14 protein-coding genes are annotated in these 16,257 nt (G+C 42.1%); 11 read left to right on the top strand and 3 right to left on the bottom strand.

Features of this window, described 5'->3' with window-relative positions; all coding sequences use genetic code 11:
* Nucleotides 1-33 precede the first annotated feature (33 nt).
* Both HMPREF9420_RS05570 and HMPREF9420_RS05565 read right to left on the bottom strand, forming a co-directional pair.
* Nucleotides 34-582 carry a DUF1599 domain-containing protein gene (locus tag HMPREF9420_RS05570; RefSeq protein WP_007134517.1) on the bottom strand — a complete coding sequence of 183 codons (549 nt, stop codon included), beginning with the start codon at nucleotides 580-582 and terminating at the stop codon, nucleotides 34-36.
* Between the two features lie 76 nt (nucleotides 583-658).
* The gene (locus tag HMPREF9420_RS05565; protein WP_044078786.1) at nucleotides 659-1,066 is read right to left on the bottom strand and encodes a hypothetical protein; all 408 of its coding nucleotides are present in this window, start codon (nucleotides 1,064-1,066) and stop codon (nucleotides 659-661) included.
* 101 nt (nucleotides 1,067-1,167) lie between these two features.
* Between HMPREF9420_RS05565 and HMPREF9420_RS05560 the strand changes: the two genes are divergently transcribed.
* The 5 genes from HMPREF9420_RS05560 to lpxA all read left to right on the top strand — a co-directional run bounded on the left by HMPREF9420_RS05560 (nucleotide 1,168) and on the right by lpxA (nucleotide 10,365).
* Nucleotides 1,168-2,619 carry a CCA tRNA nucleotidyltransferase gene (locus HMPREF9420_RS05560; RefSeq protein ID WP_007134515.1) on the top strand — a complete coding sequence of 484 codons (1,452 nt, stop codon included), beginning with the start codon at nucleotides 1,168-1,170 and terminating at the stop codon, nucleotides 2,617-2,619.
* Between the two features lie 844 nt (nucleotides 2,620-3,463).
* Complete coding sequence (locus HMPREF9420_RS05555; RefSeq protein ID WP_044079117.1) at nucleotides 3,464-4,663, top strand: efflux RND transporter periplasmic adaptor subunit; 1,200 nt, start codon at nucleotides 3,464-3,466, stop codon at nucleotides 4,661-4,663.
* Between the two features lie 11 nt (nucleotides 4,664-4,674).
* Entirely contained in the window at nucleotides 4,675-7,968 is a 3,294-nt protein-coding gene (locus HMPREF9420_RS05550; protein ID WP_007134512.1) for an efflux RND transporter permease subunit, read from the top strand.
* Nucleotides 7,949-9,349 carry an efflux transporter outer membrane subunit gene (locus HMPREF9420_RS05545; RefSeq protein WP_007134511.1) on the top strand — a complete coding sequence of 467 codons (1,401 nt, stop codon included), beginning with the start codon at nucleotides 7,949-7,951 and terminating at the stop codon, nucleotides 9,347-9,349. The genes HMPREF9420_RS05550 and HMPREF9420_RS05545 overlap by 20 nt, the downstream gene beginning before the upstream one ends.
* A gap of 233 nt (nucleotides 9,350-9,582) precedes the next feature.
* The gene (gene lpxA / locus HMPREF9420_RS05540; RefSeq protein WP_007134510.1) at nucleotides 9,583-10,365 is read left to right on the top strand and encodes an acyl-ACP--UDP-N-acetylglucosamine O-acyltransferase; all 783 of its coding nucleotides are present in this window, start codon (nucleotides 9,583-9,585) and stop codon (nucleotides 10,363-10,365) included.
* Nucleotides 10,366-10,883: 518 nt separating this feature from the next.
* On the opposite strand, the gene HMPREF9420_RS05535 is transcribed toward lpxA, so the two are convergent.
* On the bottom strand, nucleotides 10,884-11,666 hold the full coding sequence (locus tag HMPREF9420_RS05535; RefSeq protein ID WP_044078785.1) for a radical SAM protein: 783 nt from the start codon (nucleotides 11,664-11,666) through the stop codon (nucleotides 10,884-10,886).
* A 151-nt stretch (nucleotides 11,667-11,817) separates the two neighbouring features.
* Here HMPREF9420_RS05535 and HMPREF9420_RS05530 point away from each other — a divergent pair, with 151 nt between their 5' ends.
* From HMPREF9420_RS05530 to folK, 6 genes are all read left to right on the top strand, one after another.
* The gene (locus HMPREF9420_RS05530; RefSeq protein ID WP_007134506.1) at nucleotides 11,818-12,696 is read left to right on the top strand and encodes a cell division protein FtsX; all 879 of its coding nucleotides are present in this window, start codon (nucleotides 11,818-11,820) and stop codon (nucleotides 12,694-12,696) included.
* A 75-nt stretch (nucleotides 12,697-12,771) separates the two neighbouring features.
* Nucleotides 12,772-13,014, top strand: a complete 243-nt coding sequence (locus HMPREF9420_RS05525) for a DUF3098 domain-containing protein (RefSeq protein WP_007134505.1) — start codon at nucleotides 12,772-12,774, stop codon at nucleotides 13,012-13,014.
* On the top strand, nucleotides 13,014-13,844 hold the full coding sequence (locus HMPREF9420_RS05520; RefSeq protein ID WP_007134504.1) for an undecaprenyl-diphosphate phosphatase: 831 nt from the start codon (nucleotides 13,014-13,016) through the stop codon (nucleotides 13,842-13,844). The genes HMPREF9420_RS05525 and HMPREF9420_RS05520 overlap by 1 nt, the downstream gene beginning before the upstream one ends.
* The gene (truB, locus tag HMPREF9420_RS05515; RefSeq protein ID WP_007134503.1) at nucleotides 13,845-14,525 is read left to right on the top strand and encodes a tRNA pseudouridine(55) synthase TruB; all 681 of its coding nucleotides are present in this window, start codon (nucleotides 13,845-13,847) and stop codon (nucleotides 14,523-14,525) included.
* Nucleotides 14,526-14,550: 25 nt separating this feature from the next.
* Nucleotides 14,551-15,717 (top strand): tRNA preQ1(34) S-adenosylmethionine ribosyltransferase-isomerase QueA, encoded by a 1,167-nt coding sequence (gene queA, locus HMPREF9420_RS05510; protein ID WP_007134502.1) that lies wholly within the window; start codon nucleotides 14,551-14,553, stop codon nucleotides 15,715-15,717.
* A complete protein-coding gene (folK, locus tag HMPREF9420_RS05505; RefSeq protein ID WP_007134501.1) occupies nucleotides 15,710-16,144 on the top strand; it encodes a 2-amino-4-hydroxy-6-hydroxymethyldihydropteridine diphosphokinase in 435 nt (144 codons plus the stop codon). Before queA ends, folK begins: the two co-directional genes overlap by 8 nt.
* Nucleotides 16,145-16,257 lie beyond the last annotated feature (113 nt).

Raw genomic sequence — 16,257 nt, 5'->3', positions numbered from 1 at the left:
TTCAGTAATCGTTGGCTCACAATAATAACGTATTTAGTCTTCTTTTGTCAGTTTGATAACACCAAACACGGCATAGTTTATAATGTCCATATAGTTCGAATCAATGCCTTCTGACACTAAAGTTTGGCCTTTTATGTCTTCAATCTCTTTGATTCTCACGAGCTTTGTGAGGATAAAGTCGGTATAACTACTAACCCGCATGTCTCTCCAAACCTCGTCATAATCGTGGTTTTTCTTAAGCATCAGTGATAAAGCTGCCTCAGCATATTTGTCATATAGGCTCAAAGCTTCTTCGGGAGTCATATCAACGGCATCGGCATATCCATGGTCTAATTGGATAAGTCCAATGATTCCATAGTTGATAAGCCCTATAAACTCAGGACGAATGCCTTCACCTACGAGCGATTTCTTTTTGATTTCAAGAGATCTTATGCGTTTAGCTTTGATGAAAAGTTGGTCAGTCAATGAAGACGGACGTAGTATACGCCATGATGATCCGTAGTCATGCAGCTTCTTACTGAATAGCTCTCGGCACTCCTTTAGGACGTTTTTAAACTGTTCTTCTGTGTTAGAATGTTTCATAAATTCAAAAACCTTGCGATTGCAAAAGTACTTATTTATAATGAAACAGCCAAATTTTTAAGGCCTCGCTTGACCTTTATGGGTGTTGCTGACGATAGCGAATCATGCGCACAACGCCACACATGGCCTCATATCTTGCTTTTAGTGAATCGCACTTTACACGCAGTTTGTTATATCGAAAGTTTGTTTCCTTGCCATGAAGTGCCTGTAAAGTAGCTTGCAAAGTGGAATCTGTCTTGGCTACATCTGCCTGTGCCATCCTCAAGGAAGCATTCTGCCAGATCTTCAATGCGGCTTTCCTTGACTCCACAGCTTCAGGGAAATCCTTCCTCAAAGACATGATAGAGTCGAGCGTTTGGCGGTAGTTTCCTGCATCATATAATGCTTCTATCTGCGCCATTAAAGGTGCAGCCTTCTCGTCTTGTGTCTCTGCACAGCTGCAAAAAGAGGCGCTAACGGCCAGTAACCAGATATATTTCTTCATGTTTGCAAAATTATAAAAAACTATGTAAAACGTCATATTCTGCACTAATTTTTAGTAACTTTGCACGCAATTTATAGCAAGTTAAGAGAAATTAAGCAACAATGAGAAATCTAACTGACGCTGATTTGGCGCGTCTACTCAATAAAGATATATTCCATTTGATTTCAGAGGCTGCCGACAAACTATCACTTGAGTGTTATGTTGTAGGCGGATATGTGCGTGATCTGTTTCTGGAGCGCCCGTCTAATGATATTGATGTCGTTGTCGTTGGTAGCGGAATACAAGTTGCAAGCGAGCTAAAGAGCCGGTTAGGCAAGCGAGCTCATCTCTCAGTATTCCGTAATTTCGGTACAGCGCAAGTGAAATTTCACGGCATGGAGATTGAGTTTGTGGGCGCACGAAAGGAGAGTTACAGCCACGATTCGCGCAAACCGCATGTTGAAGACGGTACACTTGAGGACGATCAAAACCGCCGTGACTTCACCATTAATGCCTTAGCGGTGTGTCTGAACAAAGAAAGGTTTGGCCAATTGGTTGATCCTTTCGAAGGCGTTTACGACATGGAAGACGGTATTATCCGTACACCGCTCGACCCAGATGTTACGTTTTCTGACGATCCTTTGCGCATGTTGCGGTGCATTCGCTTTGCAACGCAGTTGAATTTCTTTATAGAAGACGAGACGTTTGAAGCGCTTCAACGCAATGCCGAGCGTATAAAAATTATCAGCGGAGAGCGTATTGACGACGAGTTGAACAAGATAATGCTGACAAAAACGCCAAGCAAAGGCTTCATAGATCTTTATCGTTGTGGACTGCTTCAACTCATTATCCCCGAACTTGTGACCTTAGATGTCGTAGAAACACGCAATGGTCGTGCCCACAAAAATAACTTTTATCACACTTTAGAGGTGCTCGATAACCTCTGTCGAGCACAAGATGAAAGCGGAAAACACGATGAAATGTCACTTTGGTTGCGTTGGGCGGCATTGTTTCATGACATTGGTAAGCCCCGTTGTAAACGCTGGGATAACCTCAACGGATGGACTTTTCATAACCATAATTACGTGGGTGCGAAGATGGTTCCAGCCATATTCCGACGCATGAAGCTACCAATGGACAACAAAATGAGGTTTGTTCAGAAGATGGTTGACCTGCATATGCGACCTATTGCCATAGCAGATGAAGAGGTGACTGATAGTGCTGTGCGTCGTTTAATGAATGATGCGGGCGACGATATTGACGCTTTAATGATGCTTTGTGAGGCCGATATTACAAGCAAAAACCAAGTGCGCAAACAACGTTTCTTGGATAACTTCCGCATTGTTCGTGAGAAAATAGCCGATTTAAAGGTGCGAGATTATAAACGATTACTGCAACCTTGCATTGATGGTAACGAGATAATGGAGATGTTTCACCTTGGACCTTGCCGTGAAGTAGGCCAGTTAAAGCAGACACTTAAAGACGCTGTGCTTGATAATAAGGTTGAAAACGAGCGTGAACCTCTGATGAAACTGCTGATGGATAAAGCCAAAAGCATGGGATTGGTGGAGTGAAATGCGAGACAAACGAAGCTCTTTTGAACCACGATTGTAGTCTTGAAGTGGAAGAAATAAAGTGAAATCTTGTGGCTATATAGGTCTGCTTTTGGCTCCTTTTTTATCATATAATGTTGTGATAATGTAAATATTATTATTCAAAATAAGGCACATCGAATGGTGACGAAATAGAGATGAAATCCTTTAAAAATCGACTTTTCTTCATCAATTCGTGTGTTTTGTTCCCTGGTTCTTTAGCACTTATTCTGTTGTTTGACGCAGATTGCAGTATGATATGCACTGAATCATGCCGTAAAATGATAGAGATTAACTGATGAAATGGCTCATTTTGCGCGCTGATTCCATTCATTTCGTGTGCTATTTTTATGCTTTTCAGCCTTCTTTTTCTATGCATTTTCCTAACGTGTTGATTGATAACATGATAGGAAGTCGCCTTAAAACTCGCGTATTCTTAAACAAAATGATTTCTGTTTTGAATACGCGCGTTTTGTAGAATGAATTGTAAAGGCTTTTGATATCGATCTAAGTGTGGTTCTTTTTGATTCTAATAGATGAATCTTTCAAAATCTTTTTGTTGGTGGTTTCTGGTTCATCTTGTTGACTTTTGGTTTATTCCTTATCTTATATAAAAGGTATTTATTGTATAGATGATATAATCTTTGTTAAAAACGTTTGTCATAACATTCTCATATTTGATTTTAATTTGTATCTTTGCAGCAACAAAACTATTTATTAAATTTGAGTTTTCATTAAGCTATTGTGTGTGAACGACTCATTAAAGGATAATGTCATCCATCAAGAAGTGGAAGAAATCAAGAAAACATTAAACATATATATAGGTATGAAAAGTATTAAATCTTTGTTAGTTGCAGCTGTAAGCGTTTCGCTTGTAGCCTGTGGTGGAGGTGGTGGAATGCCCAACTTTGGGAACAATGAATTCCCAGTTGAGACAATAGGAAGCAATAGTGCATCGCTCCAATCCACTTATCCGGCGACGATAAAAGGTATTCAAGACGTTGAGGTTCGCCCCAAAGTGTCTGGTTTTATCACGAAAGTTTATGTGCACGAAGGGCAGGCAGTGAAGACTGGTCAGTTGCTTTTTACAATAGATAGTGAGACTTATCAGGCAGCCGTTCGACAGGCACAAGCAAGTGTAAACACTGCACGTGCGCAATTGAATACGGCGCGTTTGACCTTTGAAAACAACAAAAAGTTGTATGATAAAAAGGTAATCGGCCAATATGAACTATCTACTGCGCAGAATAGTTATGCCACAGCACAAGCTGCTTTGGCTCAAGCGCAGGCAGCTTTAGCGTCAGCCAAGGAGACATTAAGCTGGTGTAGAGTGGTTAGTCCAACGTCAGGTGTGGTAGGTAGTTTGCCTTATAAAGCGGGCGCTTTAGTTAGTGCTTCCTCTCCCGATCCATTGACAACAGTTTCTGATGTCAGTACAGTTGAGGTGTTCTTCTCTATGTCTGAGGGCGACATTCTCAATATGACGAGGACCTCAGGAAGCGTATCTGCCGCGCTAAAAGAACTTCCTTCAGTGAAGCTTCAGCTTGTAAACGGCACACTATATAACCATCCTGGTAAGGTGGTTAAGATGAGTGGAGTAATCAATCAGTCTACTGGTGCTTATTCATTGATAGCACATTTCGCTAATCCCGAACGCATATTGAAGAGTGGTGGCGCAGGACAGATTATCATTCCTCGTACAAACAACCACGCAATTGTTATCCCGCAAGAGGCTACTTCGTCAGTACAAGACAAATTGTTTGTGTATAAAGTAGGTAAGGATAATAAGGTTTATTACACAGAAATCAAGGTAAACCCACAGAATGATGGGAATACTTATATTGTGACAAGTGGGCTTTCGGTTGGCGATCGCATTGTTGTTAAGGGTTTAACAAAGCTTTCAGACAAGATGGAAATCAAGCCAGTAACACTTGCTGAGTATCAAAAGAGCATTGATGATGCCGCTAAATTAGGTGCCAAACAAGGCACAGCGAGTGGCTTTGTCAAAGTAATGAAAGGAAAATAATAATAGAAAGTATGACATTTACAGGTTTTATTAAACGTCCGGTACTATCTACTGTAATCTCAATCTTCCTCGTATTGTTGGGTGCTATCGGTCTGGTTTCACTGCCTATTGAGCAGTATCCTGACATCGCTCCCCCTACAATATCGGTGATGACGAGTTATACGGGTGCCGATGCACAGACAGTTTTGAACTCTGTTATTACGCCTTTGGAAGAGAGTATCAATGGAGTTGAGAACATGACTTATATGTCTTCGACCGCAACCAACTCGGGAATGGCGATGATAACAGTATATTTCAAGCAGGGAACAAACGCGGATATGGCGGCTGTTAATGTGCAAAACCGCGTTCAACAGGCTCAGGCGTTGTTGCCAGCCGAGGTTACTCGTGTTGGTGTTACGGTCTCTAAGCGTCAGTCTTCGAATGTAATCATGTATTCGTTGACGACAGATGATGGTCGATATGATGGTCAGTTTCTGACAAACTACAACAATATCAACATCGTTCCTCTGCTGAAACGTATCAAAGGTGTAGGCGATGTACATACTCCTGGAACTGCAACTTACTCAATGAGAATATGGCTTCAGCCTGACAAAATGAAGCAATATGGTCTCGTTCCCTCGGATATTACAAATGTTTTAGCCGAACAAAACATCGAGGCTGCACCAGGTTCATTAGGTGAAAATGGGTCAGTTGCCTATGAGTATGCTTTGAGATATCGAGGTCGTTTGAAGTCAACGACCGAGTTTGAAAACATCATGTTGAAGAGTTCTTTGACTGGAGAGACATTGCGATTAAAGGATGTTGCCAAGGTCGAACTCGGTGCATTGATGTATAATGTGAAGCTGATTAACAACGGACAACCTGCAGTTATGGGTATGGTTAACCAGATTGCAGGTTCTAATGCTACGGATATTGCGGAGGCAGTGAAGTCAGCTTTGGAGGAGGCCAGCAAGAGTTTCCCTCCTGGAATGAAGTATACGATTGAGCAAGATACCACAGAGTTCCTCTTCGCTTCTATCGAAGAAGTTATTATGACGTTGTTTATTACGTTGGCATTAGTGTTTATTGTGGTATATATTTTCCTACAAGATATTCGCTCAACACTAATCCCTATGATTGCCGTTCCTGTGGCTTTGATAGGTACTTTCTTCTTCCTTTGGGTCTTTGGCTTCTCAATTAACCTGCTCGTTTTATCGGCTTTACTTCTTGCTATCGCTATTGTTGTGGACGATGCCATTGTGGTTGTTGAGGCCGTTCACGCCAAATTAGACCAAGGTTACAAAAGCGCTATGACGGCATCTATTGATGCTATGAACGAGATTTCAGGCGCTATTATCTCTATTACGCTTGTAATGGCGGCCGTGTTCGTACCAGTTTCCTTCCTCGGGGGTACCTCGGGAACGTTCTATAGAGAGTTCGGTGTGACGATGGCACTATCAATTGTCATCTCAGCTATTAATGCGTTGACGCTCTCTCCGGCGCTATGTGCAATCTTCTTGAAGCCACATGATGAGGAGAAAGATGAGACAAATAAAAACTTTGTGAGTCGTTTCCATAGCAATTTCAACCGAGTTTTCGATAAGACTACAGAGAAATATAAGAACGGAGTCACTCGAGTTATCAACCATAAGCTATGGACTTCGCTTGCTGTTATTATAGGAATTGTCGTCTTAGTAATTTCAATGAAGGTTACAAAGACAGGTCTTATACCTGATGAAGACACTGGAACTTTGTTCGTGATGATATCAGCTAACCCGGGAACGAGTCAGGAACGGACACATGAAATCCTTGAAGAGGTAGACAAGATGTTGGCAAGTAATCCTGCTATTCAACGCAGAGAAGGTATTGCTGGCTATAACTTCATTGCCGGACAAGGCTCAGATCAGGCTACGTTTATTATCAAACTGAAACCTTTTGAAGAGCGTTCGGGCGGTTTCTTTACACGAATCAAGAATGCAATCTCACACGGAGATCCTATGGCTTTGATAGTTAATCCATTGGAAGCAAACTCTGTTCTGGGTATGATCTATAAGCAAACAGCCACTATTAAGGATGCACAGATCTTGGCTTTTGGCCCACCTATGGTGCCAGGATTCTCCGTTCAGAACGGTGTTACCCTAACGCTTCAGGATAAAACTGGTGGAGATTTGAACAAGTTCTTCAACGTAACACAGGACTTCCTCAAAGAGTTGAATCAACGACCTGAGGTGAAGCAGGCTATGACTACCTACAATCCGAACTATCCTCAGTATATGGTTGACGTCGACGTTGCTAAGACAAAGCAAGCTGGAATCTCTCCCGCTGTGGTGTTATCTACGTTACAAGGTTACCTCGGTGGTATGTATGCGTCTAACTTTAACGCTTATGGTAAGCTCTTCCGCGTAATGATTCAGGCTGCTCCTACAGACCGTTTGCGCCCAGATCAGCTATCAAACATCTATGTACGCACTGCAAGTGGACAGATGTCTCCAGTGTCAGAGTATTGTACTTTGAATCGTGTTTACGGCCCATCTAATATTGCCCGCTTCAACTTATATACTGCAATCAACGTCAGTGTGACGCCAAACTCGAACTATTCTTCAGGACAAGTCATGCAGGCTATAGCCGAAGTGTCTAAGAATACGATGCCACAGGGCTACGGATATGAGTATTCTGGCCTGACAAGATCAGAGGCAGAGAGTAGCAATACCACAGCAATCGTCTTCGCACTCTGCTTGGTTTTCGTCTACTTAATCTTGAGTGCACAGTATGAAAGCTATATCCTTCCACTGTCAGTAATCCTTTCTATCCCGTTCGGTTTGGCCGGAGCATTCCTCTTTACGATGCTCTTTGGACACTCTAATGATATCTATATGCAGATATCGCTTATCATGTTGATCGGTCTGTTGGCTAAGAATGCAATCTTGATTGTACAATTTGCCCTCGAAAGACGACGCACTGGTATGGCCATTAAGTATAGCGCCATCCTTGGAGCTGCCGCTCGTTTGCGTCCAATCTTGATGACTTCGTTGGCTATGGTCATTGGACTCCTGCCATTGATGTTTGCAAGTGGCGTTGGAAAGAACGGCAACCAGACCCTCGGTGCAGCTGCCGTTGGTGGTATGTTAATAGGTACTTTATGCCAGATCTTTGTCGTTCCGGCATTGTTTGTGGCTTTCCAATGGTTGCAAGAGAAGCTTACTCCATTAGTGTTTGAAGACAAATTGAGCGAAGAAACAGCTTCAGAACTTGAGCAATATGCCCATTCTAACAGCGTTGTTACAGTTCAAAACTCTAATCAACAAGATGAAGATGAAAACAAATAAAACATTATTGCTCATGGCCTTTGCAGCCGTCTCATTGACGGGTTGCAAAAGCCTTTACGGCAAATATGAACGCCCAGACGTTAAGACCAGCGGCATCTTCCGCGACGTAACGTCTGATAACGATACGTTGGCAGTAACAGATACGGCCAGCTTTGCAAACATTCCATGGCGCAGTGTGTTTACCGATAGCCACTTACAAGCATTGATTGAGAAGGGATTGGCACACAATCCTAATCTTCTTAACGCTGCTTTGAACGTGAAAATGGCCGAGGCTCAGCTCCAGGCGGCTAAGCTTTCGTTCCTTCCTTCGTTTGCGTTTACGCCACAAGGAACCATATCTTCATGGGACGGGAATAAGGCAAATAAGATTTATAGCTTGCCTATTAACGCCAGTTGGAACGTAGATTTGTTTGGAACATTGCTCTCTTCGAAGCGTGCAACCCAAGTAGCTTTGTTGCAAAGCAAGGATTATCAGGTCTCTGTTCAAACCAAGTTGATTGCCAATATCGCTAACATGTACTATACATTACTAATGCTTGACAAGCAGATGGAACTTGTAAATGACATGGAAAAGCTTACAAAAGACACTTGGGATATCATGACTTTGCAAAAGGATGCCATTGTAGGTGTGCGCTCAACTGCCGTACAACGCGCTGAGGCTAACTACTATTCGGTGCTTACACAGAAAGCCGATATCAAACGACAGATAAGAGAAACCGAGAATGCGCTTTCGCTTTTGGTTGGTCAACAGGCACAGACCATCAGCCGAGGCAACCTTGACGACCAGCAGTTGCCAGCCAATTTCTCTACTGGAGTGGGGCTACAATTACTGCAAAATCGTGCTGACGTCCACGCAGCTGAAATGGCTTTGGCGCAGTGTTTCTATAATGTGGAGACTGCACGCAGCCGCTTTTACCCAGTGTTGAATATCAATGCGAGTGGCGCTTTCACTAATAGTGGGGGCTTGGGGATAGTGAATCCCGGTAAATGGTTACTCACTGCAGTAGGTTCTTTGACGCAACCTATCTTCCAAAATGGTAAACTTGTTGCCGGACTTAAAGTGGCTAAGGCTCAATATGAGCAGGCTTTCAACACATGGCAGAACGCAGTTCTCACTGCAGGAAGCGAGGTTAGTAACGCTCTTGTGCAGTATAATAGCGCAGAAGAAAAGTCAAAAATTCAAGCCAAACAAATTGAAGTACTAAAGAAAAACGTTGAAGATACGAAGGAGTTGATGGCCAGTGCGGGGAGTACTTACCTTGAGGTTATCACCGCACAAAGCAGTTTGCTCAACACCGAACTATCTAAAGTGGCCGATGATTTCAGTAAGATGCAGGCCGTAGTCAACCTCTATAGTGCTTTAGGAGGAGGCAGTAAGTAGTGTGAAATGAATCGTGTGGAAGGAGGAAATGAACAAAATGAAAGCATAAGCACAACGTTCATATTGCGTGAATTGGTGTTGAAGGCAGAACCTTTACAATCAAGTTAAACGCAGAGGTCAGTGGCTTGTTCAAGACTTATCATTCAAACATAACGTCAACTCCACATCCTGCACGAATCTTTCAGCATGAAAGCAATTTCACATTCAATATTCAACATTTAACATTAATAGTTATGTCAAGTGATATAAGTCCAAGAGCAGAAGTGTCTCCAAAGGCAAAGATTGGTGACAACTGCAAGATATTTCCGTTTGTCTACATTGAAGACGATGTGGTGATAGGCGACAATTGTGTGCTCTTTCCATTCACAAGTGTGCTCAATGGTACAAAGATGGGCAATAACAATAAGGTGCATCAGGGTTCGGTGCTTGCTGCTATACCTCAGGATTTCAACTTCCGTGGGGAGCAAAGTGAACTCATCATTGGCGACGATAACATCATTCGAGAGAATGTAGTCATTAACCGCGCAACGCATTCTGGCTGTAAAACCATCATCGGTAACGGCAATTTCCTCATGGAAGGAGCCCATATCTCTCATGATACTATTGTGGGAAACCAATGTGTTTTGGGTTATGGCACAAAGATAGCTGGTGATTGTCACATCGGAGATAACGTCATTTTCAGTTCCAGTGTCATAGAGAATGCAAAGACACGCGTTGGTAATATGGCCATGATTCAGGCTGGAACTACGTTCTCAAAAGACGTTCCTCCTTATGTAATTGTAGGCGGAAAGCCAGCTACTTACACGGGACCTAATACGATGATTATGGGCAGTAATGGCATTGAAGAGAAGGTACAGAGGCACATAGCTAATGCATATCGTCTCGTGTTTCATGGTCAAACCAGCCTGTTTGATGCCATACATCAGATTATTGATCAGGTGCCAGATGGTCCCGAAATACAGGCTGTTGTTGAATTCCTCAAGGCTTCAAAGCTCGGAATTATTAGCAAAATGTAAACATACCTATATGTTTTATATATGTGAAGAGGAGGTTGTCATAAGGCGATTTCCTCTTTTTTATTTTGCGAAGACACTTTTCTTTGGACAATGTAGTAGGCGTTGTGCCTTTTATTCTATGGTGTTTTGTCACGGCATAACGCATAGAAAACGTATAACATCTACGGCGTTGACCTCCTCACTACACACATAACTTAAGGTAAGTTAACGCCAACCCTGAGCTATAAAATATATAACGCCTTTAGCGTTAAACTGAAGTGGCAATATAAACTGCGTCATTTCATGCGATAATTTGCGTCAAATGATGGTGTGTTTTGCATCAAATCATGCGGTGAAGTGAGGCAAATTGTGAGGTCATTTGCCCGATATAAAAAACAGCTTTGAAGCTTATGGACGATGCTCCCTTTGTTTATCAGGCTTCCATAAGAATCAAAGCATAACGAAAACTGGTGTTTTTTCTGTTGTATGCACTCACTTTCTGTCTTTTGAAGAGGGTAGGAGTGCACTCTTTTTTCTGTTTAATAAGACGCTGTGCAGGGTATTCCTATCTGGCGAACGCGGTCACAAATGGCGTCGAGTTCAGCCGGAGTAGCCTTTAATAGCTCATGATCTGGGGTCTCGCGGTCAATCGTATAGATCATGACTTCTTGGGGATTGACTTGCTTAACGGCTTCAAGCCAAGGACCAATAAAGTGCTCGTGGGTGTTGTCTACATCGATTCCATCTTCTGTTTTCCCTTTCATGAACATGGTTTGAATAATGACATGGCCATTAAAAAGTTTCAATCCATCAATGATTTTGGCTATATCATACGAGGCTTTCAATGGGCGATCTACAAGACGGATATAGTCCATATCGACCGTATCGACCTTTAAGATATTGTTATCCACCATCATCAATGCCTCGCGTACACGTTCGTTGAAGATATAAGTACTGTTACTTAACACGCTAATCTTAGCCTTTGGACAATACCGATTGCGTAAGTTGATGGTGTCTTCAATAATGCCTTTGAAGTCGGGATGCCCTGTTGGTTCGCCATTTCCAGCAAAGGTCAGAACATCAGGAAGTTCATTTCGGTCGTGCATCTCCCTTAGTTTCTCTTCTAAACGCAATGCCACTTGCTCGCGTGTAGGTCTTTTCTGTCTCGGAATGTGCTGGTTGTTAAACCCACATTCACAATAGATGCAGTCGAAAGTACACATCTTTCCATCGGCCGGCATAAGGTTTATGCCTAACGAAATGCCCAATCGTCGGCTGTGAACCGGACCGAAGATTGGTGAAGGATAAATTATTGTGCTCATAAACATGGCAAAGATAGTAAAATATCTCTTAACCCATCATGAGCCGTAAAGATTAGATTTATTTAATAGTTAATGGGAGTTAAACTGTTGTATGTGGGCAAATTAAACATTACCTTTGCATGATATTTGGTGTATTATACGCTGTTGTAGAATGAAAAGAAATCGTAAATCGGCCCGTCCTCGCCATGGATTGCAGGCTGTTACTCTGTGTATCAGCACGGCTATGGTGTTGATTTTGTTAGGAATTGTAGTCTTTTCTGTGCTTACTGCCAGGAATACTTCAACCTATGTAAAGGAGAATCTTCTCGTAACGATGACGCTTCAAGATGATATGACGAATCCAGAAGCGCAACAACTTTGTAGTCGTTTGAAGCAATATCCATATATAAAGCATGTGGATTTCATTAGTAAAGAGCGTGTATTACAAGAGCAAACGAAGGCTTTAGGCACTGATCCTTCAGAGTTTGTTGGCATGAATCCATATCAAGGTTCGATAGAGATTAGGCTCAAAGGTGACTATGCAAACAATGATTCTTTGAAGTGGATTACCACCGAACTCAAGCGTTATCCCAAGGTGGGAAATATCACTTATCAGAAAGGTTTGATAGAAGATGTCAATACTTTCCTACAGAAAATCAGTATTGTTCTTTTGGTTTTAGCGTGTCTGTTGACGTTTGTGTCGTTCTCTCTCATTAATAATACGGTGCGCTTGAGCATTTATGCACGGCGCTTTTCCATTCACACGATGAAGCTTGTTGGTGCATCCTGGGGCTTTATTCGTCGTCCGTTTGTGTGGCGAGCTGTAGGGATTGGTTTGATCGCGGCATTGATTGCAGTGATTACTTTGAGTTGTTTTGTATATATGCTTTACACGAAAGAACCCGAAATTTTGACTGTAGTTACGCCACAAGTAATGCTTGTTACGGCTGCATCGGTATTCTTTTTTGGTATCATCATCACGGCAATTTGTTCGAGTCTTTCAGTCAATAAGTTCTTGAAAATGAAGGCCAGCGAACTCTATAATATTTGAGTTTAACGTCTGCATAGCGTGTTTTGCTTTTGCAGATAGCTTTGAAGCGAAGAAATAATAAATAAGAAATAATCTATGGATAAAAAGAATTTACCATTTGACAAGGTCAACTTTATCTTGTTGGCTGTAGGAATGGCTGTTGTGATATTAGGCTTTATCCTCATGAGTGGAGGTGGTTCTACAGAGCAAACCTTTAATCCGGAGGTGTTCAGTACAATGAGAATAAAGGTGGCTCCTGTGGTATGTTTCGTGGGTTTTGTGTCAATCATCTATGCCATTATTCGCAAACCAAAAGATAACAACAGCGTAGAAGCATAATGGATTTCATTCAAACACTGATTATTTCGATTGTGGAGGGACTGACAGAGTTCCTTCCTGTGTCGTCAACGGGACACATGATTATCACTCAAAACCTTTTGGGTGTTCCACAAGGTGACCCTTTTGTACACGCCTTTACATTCATTATACAGTTTGGTGCCATTCTTTCGGTGGTGTGTCTTTATTGGAAACACTTCTTTCAAATGCGCACAATGGAGGAATTTCTCAGTAAGATGAAATTCTATGGACTATTGATTGTTGGCGTGATTCCAGCTGTAGTCATTGGTTTGTTGGCAAAGAAAAGCGGTTTGTTAGACAAACTTTTAGACAGTGTTGAGGTCGTTGCTGTGACTTTAGTGATAGGAGGTGTGTTCATGTTGTTCTGTGATCGCATTTTCAATCAAGGCAAAGAAGAGAATAAGGTGGATTGGAAGCGGGCATTCAAAATAGGATGTTTCCAATGCCTTTCAGTCATTCCAGGCATGAGTCGCAGTATGTCTACAATAGTAGGAGGTATGCAACAGAAGCTAACGCGTAAGCGTGCAGCTGAGTTTTCGTTCTTTCTTGCAGTGCCAACGATGGCAGGAGCCACGCTACTTGACCTGTTGGATATGTTTAAAGAGGGTACAACTTGGGCCACTCCTGATAACATAAAGATGCTCATTTTGGGCTGTGTTGTGGCCTTTGTTGTGGCAATCTTTGCCATGAAATGGTTTGTAAGTTTCCTTACTAAGTATGGATTCAAGGCCTTTGGATGGTATCGTATCATCGTAGGTACAGTGATTTTGATACTTCTTTTCACGGGACATTCACTCGTAATGGTTGACTAAATGGATTTCAAAGCAGGAGAGATTTTTGCAATAGATAAGCCTTATCGTATATCCAGTTTCGGTGCATTAGCTCATGTTCGTTATGTGCTTTCGCGCACATTAGGCTATAAAGTGAAGATAGGACACGCTGGAACTTTGGACCCATTGGCTACGGGTGTGCTCATTCTTTGTACTGGAAAGGCGACAAAGCGGATAGAGGAGTTCCAGGGACAAACCAAAGAATACACGGCAACGCTACAGCTTGGAGCGACTACAGCAAGTTATGATATGGAGCACGAAGTAAATGCTTTGTTTCCAACGGAACACATAACACGCGAACTTATCAATGATACTTTGCCACAATTCATTGGCGATATAGAGCAGATTCCACCTACTTATAGTGCTGTTAAGGTGAATGGTGATCGGGCTTATGAGTTGCGTCGTGCAGGTGAAGAGGTGAAGTTAAAGTCGAAGCACATTCACATTGACGAGATAGAAGTTGTAGATTTTGACGTAGAAAAGATGCAATTGAGCCTTCGAGTGGTGTGTGGTAAAGGAACATATATACGTGCTTTGGCGCGTGATTTAGGTCGGGCACTAAACAGTGGGGCCTATCTTACGGCATTACGGCGCACGCGTGTCGGCGACTTTACAATTGATAGATGTCTCGATTACGAACATATTAGGGAGTGGATAGAATAAAAGTAAAACATTAGATAAATAATATATGAAGTTATCACAGTTCAAATTTAATCTGGCTAAGGAGCAAGTTGCCCTTTATCCTCATAGTTTCACGCGTGTATTTGAGAACGAAGATGGTACCAAAGGAAGTTTCCAAGTAACGCGTCGTGACGAATGTCGACTGATGGTTTTACACAAACGGTCGGGTCAGATAGATATGTTCAAGAAAGATGCTGACGGAAATCCTATTGAAGGAGAATATCTTGATTTCCGTAATATCCTTGACTATTTCGATAAAGGTGATACTTTTATTTTCAATGATACAAAGGTTTTTCCGGCTCGTCTCTATGGAACGAAGGAGAAAACGGATGCTAAGATAGAGGTGTTTTTACTGAGAGAACTTAACCAGGAGATGCGACTTTGGGATGTTTTGGTTGAACCTGCACGCAAAATTCGTATTGGTAACAAACTGTTCTTTGATGAAACAGGTTCTATGGTGGCTGAAGTTATCGACAATACTACAAGTCGTGGCCGTACGCTTCGCTTCCTTTATGACTGTGATCACGAAGAGTTTAAGCGTGAACTCTTTGCTTTAGGAGAGGCTCCTTTGCCTCGTTATGTGATTGATAATCGTACAGAACCTCACGCCACTCCAGACGATTTGGTCGACTTTCAAACAGTATTTGCGAAGAAAGAAGGTGCCGTTACAGCCCCTGCAACGGGGCTACATTTCAGTCGAGAACTAATGAAACGTATGGAGATTCGAGGTATTCACGATGCTTATCTTACGTTACATTGCGGCTTAGGTAACTTCAATTCGATAGAGGTTGAAGACTTAACGAAGCACAAGATGGACTCTGAACAGATGGTGATTGATGCTGAAGCCTGTGCTAAAGTGAATCAAGCTAAGCGTGAAGGACACCATGTTTTGGCTGTCGGTGTAAGCGTTGTGAAGGCTACAGAGACTGCCGTTGGCACAGATGGGATGTTAAAAGAGTATGACGGATGGACCAATAAGTTCATCTTTCCGCCTTATGATTTCCACTTAGCTGACTCAATGGTGGCGAACTTCTACCATCCTTATTCAACTCTTTTGATGACAACAGCGGCCTTTGGAGGCTATGATGCTGTTATGGAATGTTATAATTTAGCATCCGAGAATGGTTATATGTTTGGCTGTTATGGTGATGCTTTATTGATAGTTGATGATTGATCAGAAGATAAACACAGGCTTACATACTATTTATTTGGGTTTAGGCTCAAACATAGGTAACCGGAAACGCAACATGCGTGATGCTATTCAATATCTTGAATCAATAGTAGGAACGTTGGTGCGTCAGTCAGATTTGTTTGAAACGGAACCTTGGGGATTTGATTCTCCCAATCTCTTCATTAACATGTGCGTGTGTATGGAGACGCCATTATCACCGAGACAATTGTTGGAAGCAACGCAATCGATAGAAAAGAAGATGGGAAGAACCTCAAAATCTGAAGCTGGAGAGTATGCGGATAGAATCATAGATATTGATATTTTGATTTATGATGACTTGAAAATCAATGATGGCGACCTTGTTATTCCGCATCCTTTAATGCATGAACGCGATTTTGTGATGATTCCGTTACGCCAGATTCTTGAATAAAAAGATTATAGAGCGTGTCTTCAAATAGGGCACGTTCTAATGTTTTATAAAGCTATATGTTGGTTTGTTTAGCAAACTTTATCTTTTAATTGTAAACTCATCATCTTGTAGTT

The organism is Segatella salivae DSM 15606, from assembly GCF_000185845.1.
GTDB lineage: Bacteria > Bacteroidota > Bacteroidia > Bacteroidales > Bacteroidaceae > Prevotella > Prevotella salivae.
The sequence above is the reverse complement of the archived record's forward strand: the minus strand, read 5'-3'. Positions and strand labels throughout refer to the sequence as shown.